The sequence below is a fragment of the Rudaea sp. genome (assembly GCF_047601565.1).
GTDB lineage: Bacteria > Pseudomonadota > Gammaproteobacteria > Xanthomonadales > Rhodanobacteraceae > Rudaea.
This window is the reverse complement of sequence record NZ_JASGIY010000001.1, coordinates 3,435,297-3,459,583: the sequence shown is the minus strand read 5'-3', so window position 1 is coordinate 3,459,583 and position 24,287 is coordinate 3,435,297. Positions and strand designations below refer to the sequence as shown.

Annotated in this window: 16 protein-coding genes and 3 pseudogenes; 15 read left to right on the top strand and 4 right to left on the bottom strand. The window is 65.3% G+C overall.

Annotated features, from left to right (window positions below):
• The first annotated feature begins 7 nt into the window (after positions 1–7).
• The 9 genes and pseudogenes from glmM (at position 8) to QM741_RS15255 (ending at position 9,644) form a co-directional block, all read left to right on the top strand.
• The gene (gene glmM, locus QM741_RS15295) at positions 8–1,366 is read left to right on the top strand and encodes a phosphoglucosamine mutase (protein ID WP_415208516.1); all 1,359 of its coding nucleotides are present in this window, start codon (positions 8–10) and stop codon (positions 1,364–1,366) included.
• Positions 1,367–1,505: 139 nt separating this feature from the next.
• On the top strand, positions 1,506–2,447 hold the full coding sequence (locus QM741_RS15290; RefSeq protein WP_415208515.1) for an isopenicillin N synthase family dioxygenase: 942 nt from the start codon (positions 1,506–1,508) through the stop codon (positions 2,445–2,447).
• Between the two features lie 176 nt (positions 2,448–2,623).
• Positions 2,624–3,769 carry a pyridoxal phosphate-dependent aminotransferase gene (locus tag QM741_RS15285; protein ID WP_415208514.1) on the top strand — a complete coding sequence of 382 codons (1,146 nt, stop codon included), beginning with the start codon at positions 2,624–2,626 and terminating at the stop codon, positions 3,767–3,769.
• Entirely contained in the window at positions 3,757–4,554 is a 798-nt protein-coding gene (locus QM741_RS15280) for an amidohydrolase (RefSeq protein ID WP_415208513.1), read from the top strand. The genes QM741_RS15285 and QM741_RS15280 overlap by 13 nt, the downstream gene beginning before the upstream one ends.
• A gap of 5 nt (positions 4,555–4,559) precedes the next feature.
• Positions 4,560–5,240, top strand: coding sequence for an SGNH/GDSL hydrolase family protein (locus QM741_RS15275; protein WP_415208512.1), 681 nt, complete (start codon positions 4,560–4,562; stop codon positions 5,238–5,240).
• A gap of 64 nt (positions 5,241–5,304) precedes the next feature.
• The gene (gene serC, locus QM741_RS15270; protein WP_415208511.1) at positions 5,305–6,390 is read left to right on the top strand and encodes a 3-phosphoserine/phosphohydroxythreonine transaminase; all 1,086 of its coding nucleotides are present in this window, start codon (positions 5,305–5,307) and stop codon (positions 6,388–6,390) included.
• 74 nt (positions 6,391–6,464) lie between these two features.
• A pseudogene (gene pheA / locus QM741_RS15265) lies at positions 6,465–7,608 on the top strand (prephenate dehydratase).
• Positions 7,608–8,921 (top strand): 3-phosphoshikimate 1-carboxyvinyltransferase, encoded by a 1,314-nt coding sequence (aroA, locus tag QM741_RS15260; RefSeq protein ID WP_415208510.1) that lies wholly within the window; start codon positions 7,608–7,610, stop codon positions 8,919–8,921. Before pheA ends, aroA begins: the two are co-directional and overlap by 1 nt.
• Positions 8,922–8,990: 69 nt before the next feature.
• Positions 8,991–9,644, top strand: a complete 654-nt coding sequence (locus QM741_RS15255) for a response regulator (RefSeq protein ID WP_415208509.1) — start codon at positions 8,991–8,993, stop codon at positions 9,642–9,644.
• 70 nt (positions 9,645–9,714) lie between these two features.
• On the opposite strand, the gene rne is transcribed toward QM741_RS15255, so the two are convergent.
• Positions 9,715–12,519, bottom strand: a complete 2,805-nt coding sequence (gene rne / locus QM741_RS15250) for a ribonuclease E (protein ID WP_415208508.1) — start codon at positions 12,517–12,519, stop codon at positions 9,715–9,717.
• 480 nt (positions 12,520–12,999) lie between these two features.
• Here rne and QM741_RS15245 point away from each other — a divergent pair, with 480 nt between their 5' ends.
• A complete protein-coding gene (locus QM741_RS15245) occupies positions 13,000–13,941 on the top strand; it encodes an RluA family pseudouridine synthase (protein WP_415208507.1) in 942 nt (313 codons plus the stop codon).
• Here the strand turns inward: QM741_RS15245 and QM741_RS15240 are convergent.
• Positions 13,938–14,291: a 4a-hydroxytetrahydrobiopterin dehydratase gene (locus tag QM741_RS15240; protein ID WP_415208506.1), complete on the bottom strand. Its 354-nt coding sequence runs from the start codon at positions 14,289–14,291 to the stop codon at positions 13,938–13,940. The genes QM741_RS15245 and QM741_RS15240 overlap by 4 nt on opposite strands.
• A gap of 143 nt (positions 14,292–14,434) precedes the next feature.
• On the opposite strand from QM741_RS15240, the gene QM741_RS15235 reads away from it, so the two are divergent.
• Positions 14,435–15,043 carry an NfuA family Fe-S biogenesis protein gene (locus QM741_RS15235; protein ID WP_415208505.1) on the top strand — a complete coding sequence of 203 codons (609 nt, stop codon included), beginning with the start codon at positions 14,435–14,437 and terminating at the stop codon, positions 15,041–15,043.
• Positions 15,044–15,121: 78 nt separating this feature from the next.
• Here the strand turns inward: QM741_RS15235 and QM741_RS15230 are convergent, their stop codons facing one another.
• A complete protein-coding gene (locus QM741_RS15230) occupies positions 15,122–15,466 on the bottom strand; it encodes a c-type cytochrome (RefSeq protein ID WP_415208504.1) in 345 nt (114 codons plus the stop codon).
• Positions 15,467–15,489: 23 nt separating this feature from the next.
• The gene (locus QM741_RS15225) at positions 15,490–15,828 is read right to left on the bottom strand and encodes a c-type cytochrome (protein ID WP_415209139.1); all 339 of its coding nucleotides are present in this window, start codon (positions 15,826–15,828) and stop codon (positions 15,490–15,492) included.
• Between the two features lie 506 nt (positions 15,829–16,334).
• On the opposite strand from QM741_RS15225, the gene QM741_RS15220 reads away from it, so the two are divergent.
• From QM741_RS15220 to QM741_RS15205, 4 genes and pseudogenes are all read left to right on the top strand, one after another.
• Positions 16,335–17,537, top strand: a complete 1,203-nt coding sequence (locus QM741_RS15220; protein ID WP_415208503.1) for an efflux RND transporter periplasmic adaptor subunit — start codon at positions 16,335–16,337, stop codon at positions 17,535–17,537.
• A gap of 9 nt (positions 17,538–17,546) precedes the next feature.
• Positions 17,547–20,045 (top strand): annotated as a pseudogene (locus QM741_RS15215) (efflux RND transporter permease subunit); the annotation flags it as partial.
• Positions 20,046–20,183: 138 nt separating this feature from the next.
• Positions 20,184–21,026, top strand: a pseudogene (locus tag QM741_RS15210) (efflux RND transporter permease subunit); the annotation flags it as partial.
• A 40-nt stretch (positions 21,027–21,066) separates the two neighbouring features.
• Positions 21,067–24,141 (top strand): efflux RND transporter permease subunit, encoded by a 3,075-nt coding sequence (locus QM741_RS15205; protein WP_415208502.1) that lies wholly within the window; start codon positions 21,067–21,069, stop codon positions 24,139–24,141.
• The last annotated feature ends 146 nt before the right edge of the window (positions 24,142–24,287 follow it).

Below are 24,287 nucleotides of genomic sequence, written 5' to 3'. Positions count from 1 at the left end.
AGTGACCATGACCAAACGCTATTTCGGCACCGACGGCATCCGCGGCCGCGTCGGCGAAGAGCCGATCACCGCGGAATTCATGCTGCGTCTCGGGCAGGCGCTGGGCCACGTGCTCGGCGCGGCGCAAGGCGCGGCAGATCGCCGCCCCAGCGTCGTGATCGGCAAGGACACGCGCGTGTCCGGCTACATGTTCGAAGCCGCGCTCGAGGCCGGCCTTGTTTCGGCGGGGACGAACGTGCAAATGCTCGGACCGATGCCGACGCCGGCCGTCGCCTGGCTCGTGCGCGAACTGGGCGCCGACGCGGGCATCGTCATCAGCGCCTCGCACAACCCGTACTACGACAACGGCATCAAGTTTTTCAGCGCGGTCGGCGAGAAGCTCTCCGACGAGGTCGAGCTGGCGATCGAAGCCGCGCTGCGCCTGCCGCTCGGCACGTTGTCGTCGGAGAAACTCGGCAAGGCCGTGCGCGTCGACGACGCGCCCGCGCGCTATCTGGACTACTGCGCGCGCAGCGCGCCGGGCCTGTCGCTGCGCGGCCAACGCATCGTGCTCGACTGCGCGCACGGCGCCACCTATCACGTCGCGCCACGGCTGTTCGCCGAGCTGGGCGCCGAGGTGGTTACGATCGGCGTGCAGCCGGACGGGTTCAACATCAACGACGGCTGCGGCTCCACCCATCTCGGCGCACTCGTGCGCGCCGTGCCCGAACACCGCGCCGACCTCGGCATCGCCTTCGACGGCGACGGCGACCGTGTGCTGATGGTCGACGCGCAAGGCCGCGTCGTCGACGGCGACGACATCATCTACCTGCTCGCGAAAGACCTGATCGCGCAGGGGCAACTGCGCGGCCCGGTGGTCGGCACGCTGATGACCAACTACGGCACCGAACTGGCGCTGCAAAAGCTCGGCGCCGGATTCCTGCGTGCGAACGTCGGCGACCGCTACGTGCTGCAGATGCTGCGCGAGAACGGCGGCGTGCTCGGCGGCGAAGCGTCGGGGCACGTGTTGAACCTGGATCGCAGCGGCACCGGCGACGGCATCCTCAACGCGTTGTTCGTGTTCGAGGCGCTGCGGCGCCTGAACATGCCGCTGGCGGACGTGCGCGCCGAACTGCACCGCTTCCCGCAAGTGCTGCTCAACGTGCGCGCGGCCGGCGGCGCGGCGCTCGTCGCGCACGCCGACGTGCAGCGCGCGCTCGCGGAAGCGCAACGGATCCTGCACGGTCGCGGTCGCGTGGTGTTGCGGCCCTCGGGCACCGAACCGCTGGTGCGCGTGACCGTGGAAGGCGAAAATGCGGACGAGGTGCGGCGATTGGCGCAAGGTCTGGCCGACACCGTAGAATCGGCAGCTTCCGCCAGGCAGTGACCGGCCCGGACCGTTCGCGTTGAGCGTAGTTCGCACGGCGAGTGGAGACGAGGCGTCCGGCAACTTCCGACTTCGCGCCTTCGGTGTACGCTCAAAACGGACGGACTTTGTCCACTGCGACTCACATCGGACGAACATCATGGCGAACCAGGTTCCCACCCTCGACATCCGCCGCTACGACAGTGACCGCAAGGCCTTCGTCGCAGAGATCGGCGCCGCTTATCGCGAATACGGTTTCTGCGGCATTTCCGGCCACGGCATTCCCCAGGAACTGGTCGACCAGTCCTACGACGTGTTCCAGCGGTTCTTCGCGCTGCCTCGCGATGCGAAGATGAAGTACCACGTGCCCGGCACGGGCGGTGCGCGCGGCTACACGCCGTTCGGTGTCGAGACGGCGAAGGATTCGAAGTATTTCGACCTCAAGGAATTCTGGCACGTCGGCCGCGAACTGCCTGCCGGTTCGAAGTACGCCGGGTACATGGCGCCGAATCTGTGGCCGACCGAAGTGCCGGGCTTCAAGGAATATGGCTACGGTTTGTACTCCGCGCTCGACGCGCTCGGCACACGCGTGCTGCGCGCGCTGGCGCTGCATATCGATCTGCCGGAGAGATACTTCGACGACAAGACCGATTTTGGTAATTCCATTCTTCGTCCGATCCACTATCCGCCGATCACGCAGGAGGAAATCCCGAACGTCCGCGCCGGCGCGCACGAGGACATCAACTTCATCACCCTGCTCGTCGGCGCGAGCGCGGAAGGGCTGCAACTGCTCCAACGCGACGGCGAATGGCTGCCGATCACGACGCAGGGCGACACGATCGTGGTCAACATCGGCGACATGTTGCAGCGCCTGACCAACCACGTCTATCCGTCGACGACGCATCGCGTGGTCAATCCGCCGGGCGAAAAGGCGCGCCAGCCGCGTTACTCGGTGCCGTTTTTCCTGCACCCGAACCCGGACGTGGTGCTCGATCCGCTGCCGCAGACGGTCACGGCCGACAACCCGAGCCGCTACGATACCTCGATCACCTCGCACGAGTACCTGCAGCAGCGGCTGCGCGAGATCAAGTTGATCAAGTGAGCGTGAATGAGCGGAGACCGTTTCTTCCCTTCTCCCTGCGGGAGAAGATGCCCGAAGGGCGGATGAGGGAAAGGCCTCGCATGAATCACTGCCGCTGAAATTTGTTACGCTCGTCCCTCATCCGGCGCTTCGCGCCACCTTCTCCCGGCGGGGGAAGGGAAGCAAGGCATCCGTCAATGCAAATCGAAAGCAAACTGCCCAAGGTCGGCACCACCATTTTCACCGTGATGTCGCAGCTCGCCGTGCAGCACAAGGCGGTGAACCTAGGACAGGGGTTTCCCGATTTCGAAGGTCCACAGGCTCTGCGCGATGCGCTCGCGCGCGCGATGAACGAGCACAAGAACCAATACGCGCCGATGACCGGGATTCCCGCGCTACGAGCGCAGATCGCGCTGAAGACCGAAAAGCTCTATGGCGCGAAGGTCAATGCCGATACCGAAGTGACGGTGACGAGCGGCGCGACCGAGGCGCTGTTCGCCGCGATCGCCGCGGTCGTGCATGCGGGCGACGAGGCGATCGTGCTCGATCCGTGCTACGACAGCTACGAGCCCGCGATCGAACTGGCCGGCGGCCGCGCCGTGCACGTGCCGCTGCGCCTGCCGGATTTCTCCGTCGACTGGCAGCGCGTCAAGGACGCGATCACGCCGAAGACGCGGATGATCCTGATCAACTCGCCGCACAATCCGACCGGGGCCGTGCTCTCGGCGGCCGATCTCGATGCGCTCGCCGAAATCGTGCGCGGCACGAATATTTTCGTGCTGTCCGACGAAGTCTACGAGCACATCGTGTTCGACGGCGCGTTCCATCAGAGCGTGCTGCGTCATGCCGAACTCGCCGCGCGCAGTTTCGTCGTGTCCTCGTTCGGCAAGACCTACCACTGCACGGGCTGGAAGATCGGCTACTGCATCGCGCCCGCGATGCTGAGCGCGGAATTCCGCAAGGTGCACCAGTACCTGACGTTCTGCACGTTCAACCCGGCGCAATGGGCGTTCGCCGAGGTGCTCGAAACCGATCCGCAGCATTACCTCGACCTGCCGGCGTTCTACCAGGCCAAGCGTGATCGCTTCCGCGGGCTGATCTCTGCGTCGAAGTTCAAGCCGCTGCCGGTGCGCGGCGCATACTTCCAGGTCGTCGACTATTCGGCGATCAGCGACAAGGACGACCTGAACTTCTGCGAGTGGCTGATCCACCATGCCGGCGTCGCGGCGATTCCGGTGTCGGCGTTCTACGAGACGCCGCCCGACACGCGTCTCGTGCGCTTCTGTTTCGCGAAGAGCGACGAGACGCTCGTGGCTGCGGCGGAGCGGCTATGCAAGCTCTGAAAGTTTCACTCGTCCAGGGCGCGACGCGCTGGCACGACGCGGCGGCGAACCGCGATTACTACGGCGCGCTCGCGCGCTCGCTGACAGGGCAGACCGACCTGATCGTGTTGCCCGAGACGTTCACGAGCGGCTTCACCAACGAGACCCTGCATCAGGCCGAGACGATGCAGGGCGAGAGCTTCGCCTGGCTGAAATCGCTCGCGCAGGAAGTCGGCAGCGTCATCACCGGCAGCATGGTGATCCGCGAAGGCGAGCGCTGCGTTAATCGACTGATCTGGATGCGGCCCGATGGCTCGTTCGAGCTTTACGACAAACGCCATCTGTTCCGCATGGCCAAGGAGCACGAGCGCTACGCGGGCGGCGACAGGCGCCTGATCGTGGAATTGAACGGCTGGCGCATCTTGCCGCAGGTCTGCTATGACCTGCGTTTTCCGGTGTGGCTGCGCAACCGCTACGACAAAACGGCGCAACGTTTCGACTATGACCTTGCGATCTTCGTAGCCAACTGGCCGTCACCGCGCCGCGAGCCGTGGCGCACGCTGCTGCGCGCGCGCGCGCTCGAGAACCTGGCCTACGTCGTCGGCGTCAACCGCGTCGGCGTCGACGGCAACGACTTGTCGTACTCGGGCGACAGCGCGGTGCTCGATTTCGTCGGCGCGCCGCTGGTCGAACTCGGTGCGCAGGAACAAGTCGTGACCGTGACGCTCGATCCGGCCGCGCTCGCCGCGCATCGCGAGCGTTTCCCCGCGTGGATGGACGCGGACGAATTCGAACTGAAGGTATGAAACCGATGAACAGCACCGCCGCACGATTGGCCTCGCTGCTTGCCGCGCTCTATCTGCTGCTGGCGTCTTCCTTCGCCGCCGCGCAATTGCAGACGGGCTCCGCAATCTGGGAGAAGGACATCCAGAAATTCGAAGCGGCGGACAAGGCGAATCCGCCGAAGCCTGGCGCGATCCTGTTCATCGGTTCCTCGTCGATCGAGCACTGGAAGGATGTCGCCAACGACTTTCCCGACAAGCGTGTGCTCAACCGCGGTTTCGGTGGTTCGCGCATCGCCGATTCGACGTACTACGCTGGCCGCATCGTCGTGCCGTACAAGCCGAGCATGATCGTGTTCTATGCGGGCGACAACGACGTCAACGACGGCCACACGGCGCAGCAGGTGTTCGACGACTACGTCGCCTTCGTCGCGCGCGTGCGCAAGGATCTGCCCGTCACGCCGATCGCCTTCATCTCGATCAAGCCGAGCCCGTCGCGCGCTGCGCTGCTGCCGGTGATGAGCGAGGCGAACGCGAGGATCCGCGCGTATGCGGCGTCCCATCCGCATCTCGTCTACATCGATGTTGCGAGCAGGATGCTCGATGCAAAAGGCCGGCCGCGCGAAGAGCTGTTCATCGAGGACCGCCTGCACATGAACCGCGCCGGCTACGATCTCTGGAAAGAGATCATCGCGCCGTATTTGCCTTGATCGCTGCTCTTTGATTGCCACTGCCGCGCTGCGGCATAATGCGGGGTTCCAGCCAGGAGTCCCCATGAGTCGCGGATACAATTTCGCCGCCGGTCCCGCCGCGGTGCCGGAAGCCGTGTTGCGCCAGGCGCAGGCCGAACTGCTCGACTGGGGGCAGGCGCGCGCTTCGGTGATGGAGATCAGCCATCGCGGCAAATGGTTCGCCGAACTCGCGGCCGAATCGGAACGCGACCTGCGCTACCTGCTCGACATCCCCGTCAACTACAAGGTGCTGTTCCTGCAGGGCGGGGCGACGCAGCATTTCGCCCAGATCCCGATGAACTTCGCCCGCCGCGACCGGATCGCCGACTACGTCGTCACCGGCCACTGGGGCGAGAAGGCCGTGCGCGAGGCGAAGTCGCTCGCCGATGTGCGCATTGCGGCGAACAGCGACGCGAGCCGGCACACGGCGATTCCCGCGCGCGACGCCTGGGCGCTGCACGCGGACGCCGCCTACGTGCATTACACGCCGAACGAGACGATCCACGGTGTCGAGTTCCAGCACGTACCCGAAGTCGGCAACGTGCCGCTGATCGCCGACATGTCCTCGGACATCCTTTCGCGCCCGCTCGACGTGCGCAAGTTCGGCCTAATCTATGCCGGTGCGCAGAAGAACATCGGCGCTTCCGGCCTCGTCGTCATGATCGTGCGCGAGGACCTGCTCGAGCGCTGTCCGCAAGACATGCCGAAGATCTTCAACTACGCCGAGCATGCGGCGAACGATTCGATGCTCAACACGCCGAACACGTTCGGCTGGTATCTCGCCAGCCTCGTGTTCAAGTGGCTGCTGCGCGAGGGCGGCCTCGTCGCGATCGGCGAACGCAACCGCGCCAAGGCCGAGCACCTGTACGCCTGCATCGACGGCTCCGGCGGCTTCTACCGCAACCCGGTCGAGAAGGCCTCGCGCTCGTGGATGAACGTGCCGTTCACGCTCGCCGACGAGGAATTGAACGCGCCGTTCCTCAAGGAATCCGAGGCGGCCGGCCTGCTTGCGCTTAAAGGCCACAAGACCGTCGGCGGCATGCGCGCCTCGCTCTACAATGCGGTGACGCCCGAAGCGGTGCGCGCGCTCGCCGATTTCATGCACGATTTCGCTCGCCGCCACGGCTGAAAGGCGGGATCGGCCGCAAAGAGCGCAAACAACGCGAAGGGACAGAAAAATATACTTTGCGTCTTTTGCGGCAAATGGTTTTTGATCTGGCATTCCCCATGACGAACAAGAAAACCAAAACGAAGAAGCCCGCGCCGGCACCCGATCTCGCCCAGGCGCGCACGCGCATCGACGGCATCGACCGGCAGATCCAGGAACTGATCGCCGAGCGCGCCGGCTGGGCGCAGCAGGTCGGCAAGGCCAAAGGGCCGCTCAAGGCGGCGGTCGACTACTACCGGCCCGAGCGCGAGGCGCAGGTGCTGCGCATGGTGATCGACCGCAATCACGGGCCGCTCGCCGACGAGGTGCTCGTGCACGTGTTCCGCGAGATCATGTCGGCCTGCCTCGCCCAGCAGGAACCGCTGAAGATCGGCTATCTCGGCCCCGAGGGCACGTTCAGCGAGCAGGCGATGCGCAAGCATTTCGGCGGCTCGGCGCACGGCCTGCCGCTGGCGAGCATCGAGGAAGTGTTCCAGGAGGTCGAGGCAGGGCATGCCGATTTCGGCGTCGTCCCGGTCGAGAACTCGGGGCAGGGCACGATCCAGATCACGCTCGACATGTTCCTAACCTCGAACCTGAAGATTCTGCGGCGAGGTGGAACTGCGCGTGCGCCAGTTCCTGCTGTCGCGCTCCGGGCATATCGAGGATATCGAGCGCATCTATTCGCATCCGCAGTCGTTCGCGCAGACCAAGGCTTGGCTGCGCGCCAATTTGCCGAAAGCCGAGAAGATTCCGGTGTCGAGTAATGCTGAGGCCGCGCGCCGCGCGCGCAACGCCGATGATGCGGCGGCGATCGCGGGCGAAGCCGCGGGGCACGTCTACGGCTTGAAGAAAGTGGTCGTCAGCCCGATCCAGGACCGCGACGACAACACCACGCGCTTCCTCGTCCTCGGCCGCCAGATTTTCCCGTCGAGCGGGCACGACCGCACCTCGGTGCTCGTGTCGATCAAGGACCAGCCCGGCGCGCTGTTCAACGTGCTCAGCCCGTTCGCGCGCCACGGCGTGTCGATGAGCCGCATCGAATCGCGCCCCTCGCACCATGCGAACTGGGAATATGCGTTCTTCATCGACCTCGCCGGGCATATCGACGATCCGCCGATGAAGGCCGCGCTGGCCGAACTGAAAGCGCATGCGGCGCAAATCAAGGTTCTCGGCTCGTATCCGGTGGCGGTGCTGTAATGTCGAATGGCGCGAATGCACTGACCTGGACGAGTTCCCCCGCGGGCCCGCTGCACGGCGAAATCCGCGTTCCCGGCGACAAATCGATCTCGCACCGCGCGGTCATGTTCGCCTCGCTCGCCGACGGCGTTTCGCGCATCAGCGGATTTCTCGAAGGCGAGGACACGCGCGCGACCGCACGTGCGTTCACGCAGATGGGCGTGCGCATCGACACGCCGAGTGCGAGCGAGCGGGTCGTGCATGGCGTCGGCATCGACGGACTGAAGGCGCCCGCCGCGCCGATCGACTGCGGCAACGCGGGCACCGGCATGCGCCTGCTCGCCGGGCTGCTGGCGGGGCAGAAATTCGATACGACCTTGATCGGCGACGAATCCTTGTCGAAGCGACCGATGCGGCGCGTGATCGATCCGCTCGCGAAAATGGGTGCGAAGATCGAATCGAACGGAGGCGGCCTGCCACCGCTGAGCATTTCCGGCAGCCGCAAGCTGCAAGGCATCGACTACACGCTGCCGGTTGCGAGCGCGCAGGTGAAATCGGCGCTGCTTCTCGCCGGGCTGTACGCGCAGGGCGAAACGCGGGTGCGCGAGCCGCATCCGACGCGGGACTACACCGAGCGCATGCTGCGCGCGTTCGGCTGGCCGATCGAGTTTTGCGAAGGCCATGCTCAGCTCTCCGGCGGCCATCGCCTGCGCGCAACCGACGTCGTCGTGCCGGCGGATTTTTCTTCGGCGGCGTTCTTCCTCGTCGCCGCGAGCATCGTGTCCGAATCGGAACTGACCTTGCGCGACGTCGGCATGAATCCGCGCCGCACGGGCTTGCTGCAGGCGCTGCGCCTGATGGGCGCGGACATCCGCGAGACGAACGCGCGCGAGGCCGGCGGCGAGGCCATCGCCGACCTCGTCGTGCGCCATGTGCCGCTGCACGGCATCGACGTGCCGGTCGAGCTCGTGCCGGACATGATCGACGAATTCCCCGCGCTGTTCGTTGCCGCGGCAGCGGCGCAAGGCACGACGCGTGTGGCCGGAGCGGCGGAACTGCGGGTCAAGGAATCCGATCGCATCGCGGTGATGGCGAAGGGGCTGAGCGCGCTCGGCGCGAAGATCGAGGAAACGCCGGACGGGGCGATCATCGAAGGCGGCGCGCTTGATTCCGGCGAAGCGGACAGCACCGGCGACCACCGCTGCGCGATGAGCTTCTGCATTGCCGGCCTCCTCGCCGACGGCCCCGTGCGCGTACTCGACTGCGCCAATGTGGCGACGTCGTTCCCGGGATTCCTGGAGTTGGCCAACGGTTGCGGATTTGCGCTCGCGTGAGGCGTTCCTTGTAAAGTCGCTTTCGCCGCAGTAACGTAAAAGTCGGGGACAGCCAGGGGAGGGGCTTTTATGATCCGCATCGTGATGATGGACGACCATGCTCTCGTGCGCGCGGGCTTGCGCATGATTCTCGAGAAGCAGCCGGACATGGAGGTCGTCGGCGAGGCGGACGACGGCGAAGCCGGCCTGCAATTGATCCGCAAACTCAAACCCGACGTCGCTCTCGTCGACCTGCACATGCCCAACGTCAACGGCATCGAAGTGACCGAACGCGTGCGCCGCAGCAAGCTCGCCACGCGCGTCGCGGTCCTGACCATGGCGAGCGACGCGCCGTTCCCGCGCCGCCTGCTCGAGGCCGGAGCGAGCGGCTATCTCACCAAAGGCTGCCCGGCGGACGAGCTGGTCAAGGCGATCCGGCAAATCGCCGACGGGCGGCGCTATCTCAGCGGCGACGTGGCGCAGCAGCTCGCGCTCGGCAATGCGCTCGGCAACGGCGGATCGCCGTTCGAAGAATTGTCCACGCGCGAACTCGAAGTGGCGATGATGCTGGCGCGAGGCATGGCCGCGAAGCAGATCGGCGACCGCCTGAAGCTCAGCGAGAAAACGGTAGCCACCTACAAATACCGCCTGTTCGAGAAGCTCGAAATCGACAACGTCGTGGCCCTGACCCACCTCGCTACCGCGCACGGTTTGATGGACAAGCCCCGACGCGAAACGCAGTAGCACCCGGTCGCGGAAACGATACGAAAACGCCCCGGATCGAGGGGCGTTTTCGTCGGCATGCTGTCCGTGGCTACGGGTTTTCGCTGGTCGGTTTCGGCGGCTCTGTGCCCGGCTTCGATGCTGGCGTATCGCGCAGTTCCGCCAGCGCGCGTTCGATGTGCACGTGCAACGGCACTACCTCTTTCGTCGCGACGAGGTCGTTGAAATTCGGCGTCGATACGGGCGCGGGCGGCTGCATCTTGGGGACGGCGGCCGGTGTCGACGCGGCGGCGCTCGCTGCGGTTTTTTCTTCCAGTACCGGTGCGAACGGCAGTTCGGCGTTCGCGGGAGCGGCGGACGGAACGGCGGCAGGTTTGTCGGCGATCGGAGCCTCGGCCGAGGGTGAGGGCGGCACGTGGGCGATCGGCAGCGCCTGCTGGGTCGGTGCGGCGATGGTCGCCGGTTGCCGCGGAGCTTCCGCAGGTACGTGCGGCGTGCCGGACGGCGACGCATCGTCGATCATGGGCGCTACGGCCACCGCGACCGGAGCCGTGGCGGCGCGCGGTGTCGCGGAAGGAACATCGTCTTCGTCGTCGAAATCGAGCACGATGTCGGTGCCGACGACGGCACTGCCGGCCGCTACGCCGGCTTCGCCCTCGCCGCGACGGCGGCGACGGCCGCCGCGCCGACCGCGGCGGCGCGAACGTGTGGCTTCGCCCTCGGGCGAAGCCGGATTCGCTTTCGTCTCCACCGGATTCGATGCCGCTGCATCCGTTGAGGTTCCGGTGACGATCGGGACTATGGGTTTTTCGACCGCAGCGTCTGTCGGCGCTGCGACGACGGACGGGCGCGGCTCGCGTTGGACCGCTGCCGTACCGCTGGTCGCGGCGGGTGGCGTGCTGCGCGACGGCGGCGGCGGCGGGGTGGGGCGGTCAGGTCGGCGGTTTTGCACCGGGTTCGCGTTCTGCTGCTGCGGGCGGCCTTCGCCGCGCGGGCGATTGTCCTGGCGAGAGTCGCGGCGATTCTCGTTGCGAGCGCGCTGCGGATTCTGCTGACCGCGCGGCGCGTCGCCACGACTGCGCTGTTGCTGGCGCGACTCGTTGCCGCGCACGTCGCGCTGGCGTGGCCCATTCGCCGGCTTGCGTTCCTCGACCGCCGGGGCGGTGGAGGCAGGAGCGGGGCCGCCGGTGAACAGGGCGGCGATGCGTGCGAAGAAGCCTTGCGGGACCTTCGCGGGCGCAACCGGCGCCTCGACAGGCGGTGCGGGCGGCGCCTCGACTTCGACGCGCACCGGCGCGGGATTGGCCGGCACGATGCCCGACACGGCGGGTTTTTCCGGCTCATCGCCCGGCTTGGCCACTTGCGGCGGCGGTGCAGAGACGACCGGGGTCAGGCGCTCGTAGCTCGGCTTGTTCTCGCTGCCGAGTTCGTTGCCCTTGATCCGGGTGATCTCGAAATGCGGCGTTTCGAGCTTGTCGTCGGCGACGACGATGATCGGCACGTCGTGGCGCTGTTCGATCTCGACGATGCTCTTGCGCTTCTCGTTGAGCAAGAAGTTGGCGATCGCATGCGGCGCCTGCACGAGCACCTGGCCGGTCTTTTCCTTCATCGCCTGCTCTTCGACCAGGCGCAGCACCGACAGCGAGAGCGATTCGACGCTGCGGATGCGGCCGTGGCCTTCGCAGCGTGGGCACACCGTCTGCGTCGACTCGCCGAGGCTCGGGCGCAGGCGCTGGCGCGACATTTCGAGCAGGCCGAAGCGCGAGATGCGGCCGACCTGCACGCGCGCGCGGTCGAAGCGCAGCGCGTCCTTGAGCTTTTCCTCGACGTCGCGCTGGTGGCGCGGGTTTTCCATGTCGATGAAGTCGATCACGATGAGGCCGCCGGCATCGCGCAGGCGCAACTGGCGCGCGACTTCGACCGCGGCTTCGAGATTGGTGTTGAACGCGGTGTCCTCGATATCCGAGCCCTTGGTCGCCTTCGACGAGTTGACGTCGATCGCGGTCAAGGCTTCGGTCTGGTCGACGACGATCGAGCCGCCGGACGGCAGACGCACGTTACGCTCGAACGCGTTCTCGATCTGCGTCTCGATCTGGTAGCGCGAGAACAGCGGCACCGTCTCCTGGTAGAGCTTGAGCTTGCGCAGGTTGTTCGGCATGACCTGCTGCACGAACTCGCGCGCGTCGTTGTACAGCTCGGGGCTGTCGATCAGGATCTCGCCGATGTCGTTGCGCAGGTAGTCGCGCAGCGCGCGGATGATGAGCTTGGATTCCTGGTAGATCAGGAACGGGGCGGGGCGGCTGACGGCCGCCTCGGAAATCGCCTTCCACACCTGCAGCAGGTAATCGAGGTCCCATTGCAGTTCTTCCGCGTCGCGGCCGACGCCGGCGGTGCGGATGATCAGGCCCATCTCGTCGGGCAGGCTGAGCTTGTCGAGTTCTTCCTTGAGGTTGGCGCGGTCGTCGCCCTCGATGCGGCGCGACACGCCGCCTGCGCGCGGGTTGTTCGGCATCAGCACGAGGTAGCGGCCGGCGAGCGAGATGAACGTGGTCAGGGCGGCGCCCTTGTTGCCGCGTTCTTCCTTCTCGACCTGGACCAGCAGTTCCTGGCCTTCCTTGAGCAGTTCGCGGATGCCGGCGCGGTTGTGGTCGACGCCGGGCTGGAAATACTCGCGCGAGATTTCCTTCATCGGCAGGAAGCCGTGGCGTTCCGCGCCGTATTCGATGAAACAGGCTTCGAGCGAGGGTTCGACCCGGGTGATGCGGCCCTTGTAGATATTGGCCTTTTTCTGCTCTTTGGAGGGGATCTCGATGTCGAGATCGTAGAGCGACTGGCCATCGACGATGGCCACGCGCAACTCTTCACGCTGAGTCGCGTTGATCAACATGCGCTTCATTTTTACATCCTCAACGCGCTCGACCGCTTACGCGTCGCAACGCCTGCGCGCCAGCTCGATGAAACGATGGCAGCGATGGCGTCGCGTCGACCGTGGGCTTGGGTACGCGTCCACGGGAGCGCTTCTTGCCGGCGCGTTTCAGCCGCGCCTGGCGTTAAACATAGCCCTTGCTGTACCGCCGCAAACCCCCGAAGGTCTTGCCGACTTTCGGGCAATTCTCGACTCGAACCGTTACGATTCCTATGTGCGGCCAGATGGGCTCCACTGGAGGCCCGCATCCGTGCACGAAGGGCGTAGCTGAACGAGTGCGTCATTGCGGCCGGCATAGCCGGCCCAGGACGCACGGTACGTCCCGATTGTATCGAATGACCGGCAAAAAATCCAATTCGGACGCGAACTTCAATGAATCTTGCAAGGCCAGATCGAGCTGAATCCTGTGGTGAAAACGAAGCCAAACAAGGCGGCGGGACGGGCGTTGGTGTGCGTTTCGTTCAGGTTTCCGACGACCGCGATGGCCAGCGCATCGACAATTTCCTGATCGGCCAGCTCAAGGGCGTGCCGAAAAGCCTGATCTACCGCATCATGCGTACCGGCCAGGTGCGGATCAACGGCAAACGCGCCAAGCAAGGCGTGCGTCTGGCCGCGGGCGACCAGGTCCGCATCCCGCCCGTGCGCACGGCCGAGCCGGGTGGAGGAGCCGCGCCGCCCGTGGCCTCGATCGAGCAGATCGAACGTACGATCATTTTCGAGGACCGCGATTTCCTCGTCATCGACAAGCCCTCGGGCGTCGCCAGCCACGGCGGCAGCGGCGTCACCTTCGGCGCGATCGAACTGCTGCGTGCGGCGCGGCCGGACGAAACGCTCGAACTCGCGCACCGCCTCGACCGCGACACTAGCGGCGTGCTCGTCTTCGCCAGGAAGCGTTCCGCGTTGACCGGACTGCAAGACCTGATCCGCGAGAACCGTACGACCAAGCAATACCTCGCCCTGCTCAAGGGCCACACGCACAAGGCACGCTTCGACGTCAACGCGCCGCTGCGCAAGTCCATCCTGCAAGGCGGCGAGCGCATGGTGCGCGTTGCCGACGACGGCAAGCCGTCGCTGACGCGCTTCCACGTCGTCGACATCTTCGCCGAGGCGAGTCTGGCCGAAGTGACGTTGTTCACCGGGCGCACGCACCAGATCCGCGTCCATGCCGAGCACGTCGGTCATCCGCTCGCGGGCGACGAGAAGTACGGCGAGAAGGGGTTCAACCAGAACATGCGCGGCGTCGGCTTGAGGCGCCTGTTCCTGCACGCGGCGCGATTCGAATTCGATCTCGGTGGCAAGAGCTACAGCTTCTCGGCGCCGCTCGCGCCTGATCTTGCGGCGGTACTCGATGCGTTGCCGCGCGGCGGGTCGAGGAAGGGCAGGCCGAGCTAGGCCATTAGCGCCTCGGTCTTCGCGGCACAAACAAAATCATTGCGCGACAGCCCGCCGACATCGTGCGTCGAGAAACGCACGAGCACGCGGCCCCAGCCGAGTTCGAGATCGGGATGATGGTTCTCGCGTTCAGCGACGTAGCCGAGCGCATTGACGAAGGCGAGAGCGCGGACGAAATCGGGGAAGCGGAATTCCTTGCGGATGTCGGTGTCGTTCGGTCCGAGGTTCCAGCCGGGTAACGCGGCGAGCCATGTCTTTACTTGCTCGAGCGGCACCGCGTTCTCCGAACCTTTCAGGGAAACGCATTTCGCTGCGGCGAGTTCGGCGAAGTTGACGGCTGCATTGGACATGGGCGTGGTGGTTGGGGAATCGATGTTGCCATTGCATCACCAACGCCGCGATTTCGCCACCACCAGTGACCCGACCTTAAGCCTTTGCGGCGAATGAGGACTACAATGGTCCTTATTCAAAACCGTATGCCATTGCCCAAACCATGATCCGTATTTCCGACAGCGCGAAGAATTATTTCCGCCAACTGCTCGCGCAGCAGGACATCGAAGGCCTCGGCATCCGCATGAAGGCGGTCAACGCCGGTACGCCGAAGGCGGACTGCGTGCTCGAATACGCCGTCGCCGGCGACCTCGCCGGCGACGAAGCGCGCATCGAGTGCGACGGATTCGCCGTCCACATCGACGCGGCCAGCGCGCATTGGCTGGCCGACGCCGAAGTGGATTACCAGGTCAACGCGACCGGCGGCCAGCTCACGATCCGCGCCCCGCACATCAAAGGCAGCGTGCCCGGCGCAGACGCGCCGCTCGCCGATCGCGTGCAATACGTTCTCGAAAGCGAAATCAACCCGCAGATCGCCGCGCACGGCGGCCGCGTGCGGCTCGTCGAAGTCGATGCGGAAGGCGTCGTGCTGTTGCAGTTCGGCGGCGGCTGCCACGGCTGCGGCATGGCCGACGTGACTTTGAAGCAGGGCATCGAGAAGACCCTGCGCGGCCATTTCCCCGAGATCACCGCGGTGCGCGATGCGACCGACCATGCCAGTGGGAGCAATCCGTATTTCCGCAATGGCAGCGGTGCGAGTGCCGTGGGATGAGACTCTCGCCCGAATCGAGGAATGCGGAGGCAAAAAATCGTCATTCCCGCCAAAAGCGCGCGGGGATGACGAGCAAGATCAATTGCCCTGCTCGTGCTTCGACAAATCGTCGAGCTTGGTCGGCATTTCGGCGTAATAGTGCGAGAGCGCATCGATCTCGGCGTCGCTGAGCGGCGCGGCCATGCCGGCCATGATCGGGTTCTTGCGCTCGCCGGATTTGTACTCGTGCAGCGCGCGCGCCAGGTAGTCGTGGTACTGGCCGGCCAGACGCGGATACAGCGCCGTGGAGGCATTGCCATCGGCGCCGTGGCAGGCCGCGCAAGTGGCGGCTTTCTCCTTCACCTTTTCCAGCGGGATCGGCTGCGCGTGCGCGGTGGCGAGTGCGAAACCGCAAACGACGAGGAAGGCAGGGGCGAATTTCATGACGGGGCTATCCTCGGGGCGGGTCACTGGGCGGAAATGCTCGAAAGGAACGTGGCGATGTTCCTGATGTCCTCGTCGGACAGGCTCTCGGCCTGTGCGCGCATGGTCGGATGCGCCCGCTCGCCGGTCTTGTATGCGGTCAGCGCGGCGACGAGGTAGTCGTAGTTCTGGCCGCCGATGCGCGGCACGTGGTAGTTCGGGTAGGCATTCATGTAGCCGGTGACGCCGTGGCAACCGCCGCAGGTGTAGACCAGCGCTTTGCCGGCCTTGGCATCGCCCTTGGGCGCGTCGGCGGCGAAAACGGACGCGGCAAATGCCGCGGTCAGGGCGATCAGGGCGCAGGCAAGCTTCGTTTTCGTCATGTTTTCGGGGCCGGCTACGGGGAGGAATGGCGCGAGAGTATAGCAACGCCCGCGCTCGTTCATCCAGCGGACGAAGGTCGCCCGGCGCGCTGCCGCCACGCCCTCGTGCGTGCCGCCGAAGCCGGGAAAACCGCCGCCGTTGCCGGCATTGTATACATGTGGATTTTGCCGCACCGCCGGAACGAAAAAGTGCGGCCTGCAATACCGAACCAGGGCTGAACATTCCGCCGGCGGACCGCCGCGCATGACTATCGACGCTTACATCTGCAACGTTTTGTGCGCAGACTGCATCCATCGGGCCGCGGTCGGACGAAGGGCAAGGACGGTGCCGCAAGCGAATGCCCTCGAGATTGCCCGACTCGGGACATATGCCGTTCGGACAATCATGACTTCTGGGGGATGTTAAATGTTTGGTGGTGTAGTCTAGTATAACACCATAGCAACAACCCGATTCTTTACTCAATCCCCGCCTGCCGAACAACTCCATGAAAATAAATGAAAAATCTTTGAAATTCAGCACGATTCTGGCGTGCGTCGGGCTGATTTCCCTGTCGCTCTCCGCTTGCGGCGGTGGCAGTCCGGCCCAGGCCAAGGACGCCAAGCCCGAGGTCGTCAACGCGGTGCCGGTGGAGGTCGCGCGCGCGGCGCGCGGACAAATCGCGGCGAGCTACAACGGCACGGCAACGCTGGTCGCCGATCATGAAGCGCAGGTCGCTGCGAAAACGTCGGGCGTGCTGATCAAGCTGTTCGTCGAGGAAGGCCAGTCGGTCAAGGCCGGGCAGGTGCTCGCCCAGCTCGAACAGGACACCGCGCGCGCCAAGCTCGCCCAGGCCGAGGCGCAGATGCGCGCCGCCGACGCCAGCTTCACCTACAACGAAAAGGCGATCCAGAAGCAACTGATCGCGCAGAAGGACTTCGACCAGGCCAAGTACAACATGCAGAATCTGCGCGCGGCCTACGAGGAAGCGCGCCTCAACCTGCAGTTCACTATGATCGTGGCGCCGGTCGACGGCGTCATCGCCGAGCGTTCGGTCAAGCTCGGCAACCTGATCCAGACCAATCAGAACCTGTTCCGCATCGTCGGCATGGATCCGCTGCAGGCCGTGCTCAACGTGCCCGAACGCCAGCTCGGCATCCTCAAGGCCGGACAGCCGGTGACGCTTGACGCCGATGCGCTGCCCGGGCAGAAGTTCACCGGCAACATCCTGCGCATCGCGCCGGTGGTCGATTCGAGCAGCGGCACGTTCCGCGTGACCTGCGAGTTCCGCGACAAGAGCGGCACGCTCAAGCCCGGCATGTTCGGTCGCGTCGGCATCGTCTACGACCAGCGCGCCGACGCGCTGACCGTGCCGCGTTCCGCGCTCATCGAAGAAGACGGCGAAACGGCCGTGTTCGTCGTCGAGAAGGCGCCGGACAAGCCTGCCGACGACAAGAAGGACGGTACGAAGAAGCCCGAGGCCAAGGTGGCCGATGGCGGCAAGAGCGACGCCAAGCCGGTCGCGCCGGGCCTCGTCGCGCACCGCAAACTGGTCAAGGTCGGCTACAGCGACGGCGACAAGGTCGAAATCCGCTCCGGCATCGACGAAGGCACGCGGGTGATCACGGTCGGCCGCAACGCCGTGCGCGACGGCACCGCCGTGCAGGTGCTCAACGTCGACAACGAGGACAAACAGCTCGCGCAGAAGTCGGCCGAAGAAAAGAAGGCTTGATCCATGAACATCGTCGAACTCGCGACCCGACGGCGCGTAACCGTCGGCATGGTCACGCTCACCTTCGTCCTGTTCGGACTCATCGCGCTGTTCGGGCTCAAGGTCAACCTGCTGCCGGACCTGACCTATCCGACCCTGACCGTGCGCACCGAGTACGAGGGCGCCGCGCCGCTCGAAATCGAGAACCTGATTTCGCAGCCGGTCGAGGAGGCGATCGGCGTGGTCAAGAACCTGCGCAAGATCCATTCGGTCTCGCGCACCGGCCAATCCGACGTGATCCTCGAATTCGCCTGGGGCACGAACATGGACCAGGCCGGCCTCGACGTGCGCGACAAGCTCGATACGCTGCAGTTGCCGCTCGATGCGAAGAAGCCGGTGCTGCTGCGCTTCAATCCGTCGACCGACCCGATCATGCGCCTGTCGCTGTCGATGAGCGGCGACAAGGACAAGAAGGCCGAGGTCAACGAAGCGCAGCTGAAGCAACTGCGCCGCTTCGCCGACGACGAGCTGAAGAAGCGCCTCGAGCCGACCGCGGGCGTCGCCGCGGTCAAGGTCGGCGGCGGCCTCGAGGACCAGGTCGACGTCGACATCGACCAGCAGAAGCTGCGCCAGCTCAACCTCAACATCGCCGACGTGACCAAGCGCCTGACCGACGAGAACGTCAACGTCTCGGGCGGTCGCATCGAGAACGGCTCGCAGCGCTACCTCGTGCGCACGGTCAACCAGTTCGCCAACCTCGACGAGATGCGCAACCTGCTCGTCAAGGTCGACAACGGCGTGCCCGTGCGCCTCAAGGACATCGCCGACGTGAAGCAGGGCTTCAAGGAGCGCGAGGGCATCGTGCGCGTCGACGGTCACGAGGCGATCGAGCTGGCGATCTACAAGGAAGGCGACGGCAACACGGTGAGCGTCGCCGGTGCGGTGAAGAAGCAGCTGGCCAAGCTCAACGACATCCTGCCGCCGAACGCCAAGCTCGACACGATCGACGACCAATCGATCTTCATCCAGTCCTCGCTCGACGACGTGCGCAACGACGCGGTCATCGGCGGCGTGCTCGCGATCCTGATCATCTTCTTCTTCCTCGCCGACTCGTGGAGCACGTTCATCATCTCGCTGAGCCTGCCGATCTCGCTGATCACGACGTTCTTCTTCATGGGCCAGGCGAACGTCAGCCTCAACGTGATGTCGCTCGGCGGCCTCGCGCTCGCGACGGGCATGGTCGTCGACGACTCGATCGTCGTGCTCGAGAACATCGCGCGCCTGCGCGAGCACGGCGCGAGCATTCTCGAAGCCTCGGTGAAAGGCGCGAAGGAAGTGTCGATGGCGGTGATCGCCTCGACCCTGACCACGGTCGCCGTGTTCTTCCCGCTCGTGTTCGTGCAGGGCGTCGGCGGCCAGTTGTTCCGCGACCAGGCGCTGACCGTGACCTTCGCGATGCTGATCTCGCTGATCGTCGCGATGACGCTGATCCCGATGCTGGCCTCGCTCAAGGGCCGCGCGCCGCTGGCGTACAAGGAGGAAGAGCCCTCGCAGGGCTGGCAGCCGACCAGCCGTTTCGGCCGCTCCGTGAAGAAGATCGTTTCGCCGGTCTCGCGAGTGTTCTTCCAGTGGATTCCGCGCCTGTTCGCGACCGTCGTGTTCGTGGTGTTCGGCACGATCGGCAAGTTGGTCGGCAAGCTGCTGCGCACGATCGGCCGCTTCGTGATGATGCCCTACAACGCGGCGGCGCACGCCTATCACGCGTTCCTGCCGAAGGCGCTGGCGCATCCGTTGCTCGTGCTCGGTTTCGCCACGCTCGCGTTCGTCGCCAGCGTGCTCGTGATTCCGACGCTGGGCATGGACCTGATTCCGCAGCTCGCGCAGGGCCGCTTCGAGATGACGGTGAAGCTGCCTCCGGGCACGGCGCTGACCGATACCGACGCGCTGGTGAGGGAACTGGAAAACGCGAACGCGAAGGACCCGAACATCGAATTGATCTACGGCGTCAGCGGCACCGGCACGCGCCTCGACGCGACGCCGACCGAGTCGGGCGAGAACATCGCGCGCCTGCTCGTCGTGCTCAAGCACGGCGCCGGCGAGAAGGGCGAGCGCGCCGCGACCGACGCGCTGCGCGCGAGCATGCGGTCGCATCCGGGGTCGGAAGTGAAGTTCTCGCGGCCGCAGCTGTTCAGCTTTGCCACGCCGCTGGAAATCGAACTGCGCGGCTACGATCTCGCCTCGCTCGAAAAAGCCGGCAAGAAGCTCACTAGCTTGATGAATGCCTCGGACCGTTTCGCCGACGTGAAGTCGACCGTCGAGGGCGGCTACCCCGAGATCCAGATCCGCTTCGACCAGGATCGCGCCGCCGCGCTCGGCCTGACGACGAAGCAGATCGCCGACCAGGTGGTCAACAAGGTCAAGGGCTCGGTCGCGACGCGCTACAGTTTCCGCGACCGCAAGATCGACGTGCTCGTGCGCGCGCAGGAGAACCAGCGCGGCTCGGTCGAAGACATCCGCAACCTGATCGTCGGCTTCGCCCAGAGCGGCGCGGCGAGCACGGGCACGAACGCCGCGGGCAACGGCGCGACGGGCGCTTCGGGCAGCTCCGGCACGTCGACCGCGGCCGGCGCCTCGACCGGCGCGTCCACCGGCACCGGTAACAATACGAACTCGAACTCGTCTTCCAACGCGACGTCGGGCAACACGGTCGGCGCGCCGATTCGCCTGTCCGCGGTCGCCGACGTCGTCTCGACGGTGGGGCCGAGCGAGATCCACCGCATCAGCCAGGAGCGTGTTGCGATCGTCTCGGCGAACCTGCACTACGGCGATCTCGGCACCGCCGTCGCCGAAGTGCGCAAGCTCATTGCCGATAATCCGCTCGCGGCGGGCGTGACCACGCACATCGGCGGCCAGAGCGAAGAGCTCGACGCTTCGACCAACTCGCTGATCTTCGCCCTCGTGCTCGCGATCTTCCTCGTCTACCTCGTCATGGCTTCGCAGTTCGAATCGCTGCTGCATCCGTTCGTCATCATGTTCTCGATTCCGCTCGCGCTGGTCGGCGCGGTGCTCGCGCTCAAGCTGACGTTCACGCCGCTCAGCGTGGTCGTGTTCATCGGCCTGATCATGCTCGCCGGCATCGTCGTCAAGAACGCGATCGTGCTGATCGACCGCGTCAACCAGTTGCGCGAGGAGGGCGTGCGCAAGCTCGATGCGATCGCCGAGGCGGCGGAGTCGCGCCTGCGCCCGATCACGATGACGACGCTGTGCACGCTGCTCGGCTTCCTGCCGCTCGCGATCGGTCTGGGCGACGGTGCCGAAGTGCGCGCGCCGATGGCGATCACGGTGATCGGCGGCCTCGCCGTGTCGACGATGCTGACCCTGGTGGTGATCCCGGTCGTCTACAACCTGCTCGACCGGCGCAGCGACGCGGTCTATCGCGAGCGCGGCGAGCGCAAGGCGCGGGCGGTGCTCGACGCCGCCGCGATGGCGCCGCATGGAGCCGTGCCGTGAGCGAAGCAGCAACCGACCCGGAGCGCGCCGGAGCGAGCGCATGACCCTCGCCGAAATGAGCCTCAAGCGCCCGGTCACGGCGATCATGCTGTTCGTGTCGATGACCGTGATCGGCCTGATCGCCGCGTTCCGCCTGCCGCTGGAATCGATGCCGGATATCCAGTTTCCGTTCATGGTCGTCGACCTGCCGTACCAGGGTTCGACGCCGAGCGAGGTCGAACGCACGGTGACGCGGCCGGTCGAAGAGGCGTTGTCGACGCTGACCGGCATCCAGCGCATGGATTCGCTGACGCGCGCGGACGGCGTGCAGATCCAGATGCAATTCAAGTGGGGGCAGGACACGGCGGTGAAGGCGGTCGAGGCGCGCGGCAAGATCGATGCGATCCGCGCCGACCTGCCGAGCGATCTGCTCCGCTACAACGTGTTCAAGTTCGCCTCGAACGATCGCCCGGTGCTGCAGTTGCGCATCTCGTCCGACCGCGACCTGACCAACGCCTACGAACTGCTCGACCGTGCGCTCAAGCGTCCGCTCGAGCGCCTGCCCGGCGTGGCGCGCGTGCAGATCGAAGGCGTGGCCCAGCGCGAGGTGCGCATCGAGATCGATGCCGATCGGCTGACCGCCGCCGGCGTCGGCCTCAACGATCTGTACCAGCGTCTCAATACGGCGAATTTTTCCGCCTCGGGCGGGCTGGTCAAGGACGGCGCCTTGCGCTATCACGTCCAGCCGGTGGGCGAGTGGCACAGCGTCGAGGAAATCCGCGACCTCGCGATCAACGACAAGGGCCTGAAGCTGTCCGACATCGCCAACGTCGAAGTGATGCCCGCGCGCCTGACCTATGCGCGCCATCTCGACCAGCGTCCGGCCGTGGCCGTGGAAATTTCGAAGGAACGCAGCGCGAACCTGGTCGAGGTCGGCCGGCGCGTCATGGCGGAAGTCGACCGCATCCGCGAACAGCCGGAAATGCGCGGGATCAAGATCTACGCGCTCGGCAACCAGGCGAAGAACGTCACCGAAAGCCTGCGCCAGCTCGGCCAGGCGGGGCTCGAAGGCACGCTGCTGTCGGTGCTCGTGCTGTTCTTCTTCCTGCGCGACTGGCCGTCGACGCTGATGGTGTCGCTGGCGATCCCGATCTGCTTCGTCATCACCATGGGCTGCATGCAGTTCTTCGGCATGACCCTCAACATCCTGTCGATGATGGGCCTGCTGCTCGCGGTCGGCATGCTCGTCGACAACGCGGTCGTCGTCGTCGAAAGCATCTATCACTACCGCGAGAAGTATCCCGACAAGCCCTGGTATTGCGCCGTGCAGGGCACCCAGGTCGTCGGCATCGCGATTGCCGCGGGCACGCTCGCGAGCGTGATCGTGTTCCTGCCGATGGTGTTCGGCGAGAAGGACGACATCAGCGTGTTCCTGACCCAGGTGGCGGTGACGATGGCGATCGCGCACCTGGCCTCGTGGCTGGTCGCGGTCAGCCTCGTGCCGATGCTGTCGGCGAAACTGCCGCCGCCGAAATTCATCGGCCGCAAGACATTGGTCACGCGCATGCAGGCGGCGTACGGCGATTTCGTCGCGCGCACGCTGCGCCATCGGCGCTGGACCATGCTCGGGCTGCTCGGCCTGCTCGTGGTCAGCATCGTGCTGCCGGCATCGCATACGAAGATGGACATGTTCCCGAGCGGCGACCGCGACCAGTTGTTCCTCGGTTACCGGCTCAACGCGATGTATCCGCTGGCGGAACTCAAGCGCTCCGTCGATACGGTCGAGACCTACCTCAACGCGCATCGCGACGAATTCCACATCAAGAATATCTACAGCCGTTACGCCGAGGACGGCAACGACACCTTCACCACGATCCTGTTCAAGGACGAGGATCTCGGCAAGATCGACACCAAGGCGATCATGGAGAAGATCCGCAAGGACGGGCCGAAGGTGCCGATCGGCGACATCGTGTTCGATTTCAACAACAACGGCGGCAACGACAACAGCATCCAGCTCAGCCTGAACGGCGATTCCGGCCAGGTGCTGCGCGATCTGTCGGCGACGGTGATTCCGATCCTCAAATCGCTACCCAGCCTGCGCGACGTGCGCGCCGACCAGGACAACGGCAACCGCGAGCTGGCGATCCGCGTCGACCGCGAGAAGGCCAGGGCCTATGGCTTCTCGGCCAACGACGTGGCGCAGTACATCTCGGTGGCGCTGCGCGGCGGCCAGCTCAAGGACTATCACAGCGGCCAGGACCAGTTGCAGGTGTGGATGCGCTTCCGCGGCGCCGACGCGAGCGATCTCAACAGCCTTTCCGACTACAAGCTGCGCCGTTCCGACGGTACGCAGATTCCACTGATGTCGATGGTGCAGGTGACGACGAGCAACGCTTCGTCGGTGATCGAGCGCAGCAACCGGCAGACGTCGTTTTCGATCAAAGCCAATCTCGCCGACGGCAAGACCGGCAACGACGCGCGCGCAGAGATCGAGAAGGTGATGAACAGGGTGCAGTTGCCGCCGGGCTACCGTTGGAGCTTCGGCCAGAACTTCGACCGCGACGACAACGCGGCGGCGAAGATGATGCTCAACCTCGTGCTCGCGCTCGTGCTCGTGTACGTGGTCATGTGCGCGATGTTCGAGTCGCTGATCTATCCGGCCGCGATCCTGACCACGTTCATCTTCTCGATCTTCGGCGTGTTCTGGCTGTTCTGGATCACCGGCACGACGTTCTCGATCATGGCCTTCATCGGCGTGCTGATCCTGATGGGCGTCGTGGTCAACAACGGCATCGTCATGATCGTGCACATCAACCAGCTGCGCCACGAGGGCCTGGATCGCGTCGACGCGCTGATCCAGGGCGCGAAGGACCGCCTGCGCCCGATCCTGATGACGATGGGCACGGCCATCCTCGGCATGGTGCCGCTGTGCATCAGCCGCACCGGCATCGGCGGCGACGGTCCGCCGTACTATCCGATGGCGCGTGCGATCGCGGGCGGCCTGATCTTCTCGACCATCGTCAGCCTGCTCGTGCTGCCGGTGATCTACTCGCTGCTCGACGACGCCAGCCTGTGGGCCAGGCGCGTGCTGCGCGACGCGCGCGCGCGTCGCTGGCGGGGCTTGCGCGCCGCGTGAGGCAAAGATAAAAGCGTTTGGCACGGGTGCGGGCGAGTGGAACAAGCATGACGCGGATGGGGCAAAATCCGAAGAAGGCTTCATCCGCCTGCATGTCTTTAAACATCCGCCTTGATTCGCGTTGAGAATCTTTTGAAGGGGTGATC

What these genes read in the sequence shown, in the direction of transcription:
- QM741_RS15290 (WP_415208515.1), top strand. Translation starts at nt 1,506, where the DNA reads ATGGCGAACCAGGTTCCCACCCTCGACATCCGCCGCTACGACAGTGAC.
- QM741_RS15205 (WP_415208502.1), top strand. Translation starts at nt 21,067, where the DNA reads ATGACCCTCGCCGAAATGAGCCTCAAGCGCCCGGTCACGGCGATCATG.
- serC (WP_415208511.1), top strand. Translation starts at nt 5,305, where the DNA reads ATGAGTCGCGGATACAATTTCGCCGCCGGTCCCGCCGCGGTGCCGGAA.
- QM741_RS15275 (WP_415208512.1), top strand. Translation starts at nt 4,560, where the DNA reads ATGAACAGCACCGCCGCACGATTGGCCTCGCTGCTTGCCGCGCTCTAT.
- QM741_RS15280 (WP_415208513.1), top strand. Translation starts at nt 3,757, where the DNA reads ATGCAAGCTCTGAAAGTTTCACTCGTCCAGGGCGCGACGCGCTGGCAC.
- aroA (WP_415208510.1), top strand. Translation starts at nt 7,608, where the DNA reads ATGTCGAATGGCGCGAATGCACTGACCTGGACGAGTTCCCCCGCGGGC.
- QM741_RS15230 (WP_415208504.1), bottom strand. Translation starts at nt 15,466, where the DNA reads ATGAAATTCGCCCCTGCCTTCCTCGTCGTTTGCGGTTTCGCACTCGCC.
- rne (WP_415208508.1), bottom strand. Translation starts at nt 12,519, where the DNA reads ATGAAGCGCATGTTGATCAACGCGACTCAGCGTGAAGAGTTGCGCGTG.
- QM741_RS15240 (WP_415208506.1), bottom strand. Translation starts at nt 14,291, where the DNA reads ATGTCCAATGCAGCCGTCAACTTCGCCGAACTCGCCGCAGCGAAATGC.
- QM741_RS15255 (WP_415208509.1), top strand. Translation starts at nt 8,991, where the DNA reads ATGATCCGCATCGTGATGATGGACGACCATGCTCTCGTGCGCGCGGGC.
- QM741_RS15225 (WP_415209139.1), bottom strand. Translation starts at nt 15,828, where the DNA reads ATGACGAAAACGAAGCTTGCCTGCGCCCTGATCGCCCTGACCGCGGCA.
- QM741_RS15235 (WP_415208505.1), top strand. Translation starts at nt 14,435, where the DNA reads ATGATCCGTATTTCCGACAGCGCGAAGAATTATTTCCGCCAACTGCTC.
- glmM (WP_415208516.1), top strand. Translation starts at nt 8, where the DNA reads ATGACCAAACGCTATTTCGGCACCGACGGCATCCGCGGCCGCGTCGGC.
- QM741_RS15285 (WP_415208514.1), top strand. Translation starts at nt 2,624, where the DNA reads ATGCAAATCGAAAGCAAACTGCCCAAGGTCGGCACCACCATTTTCACC.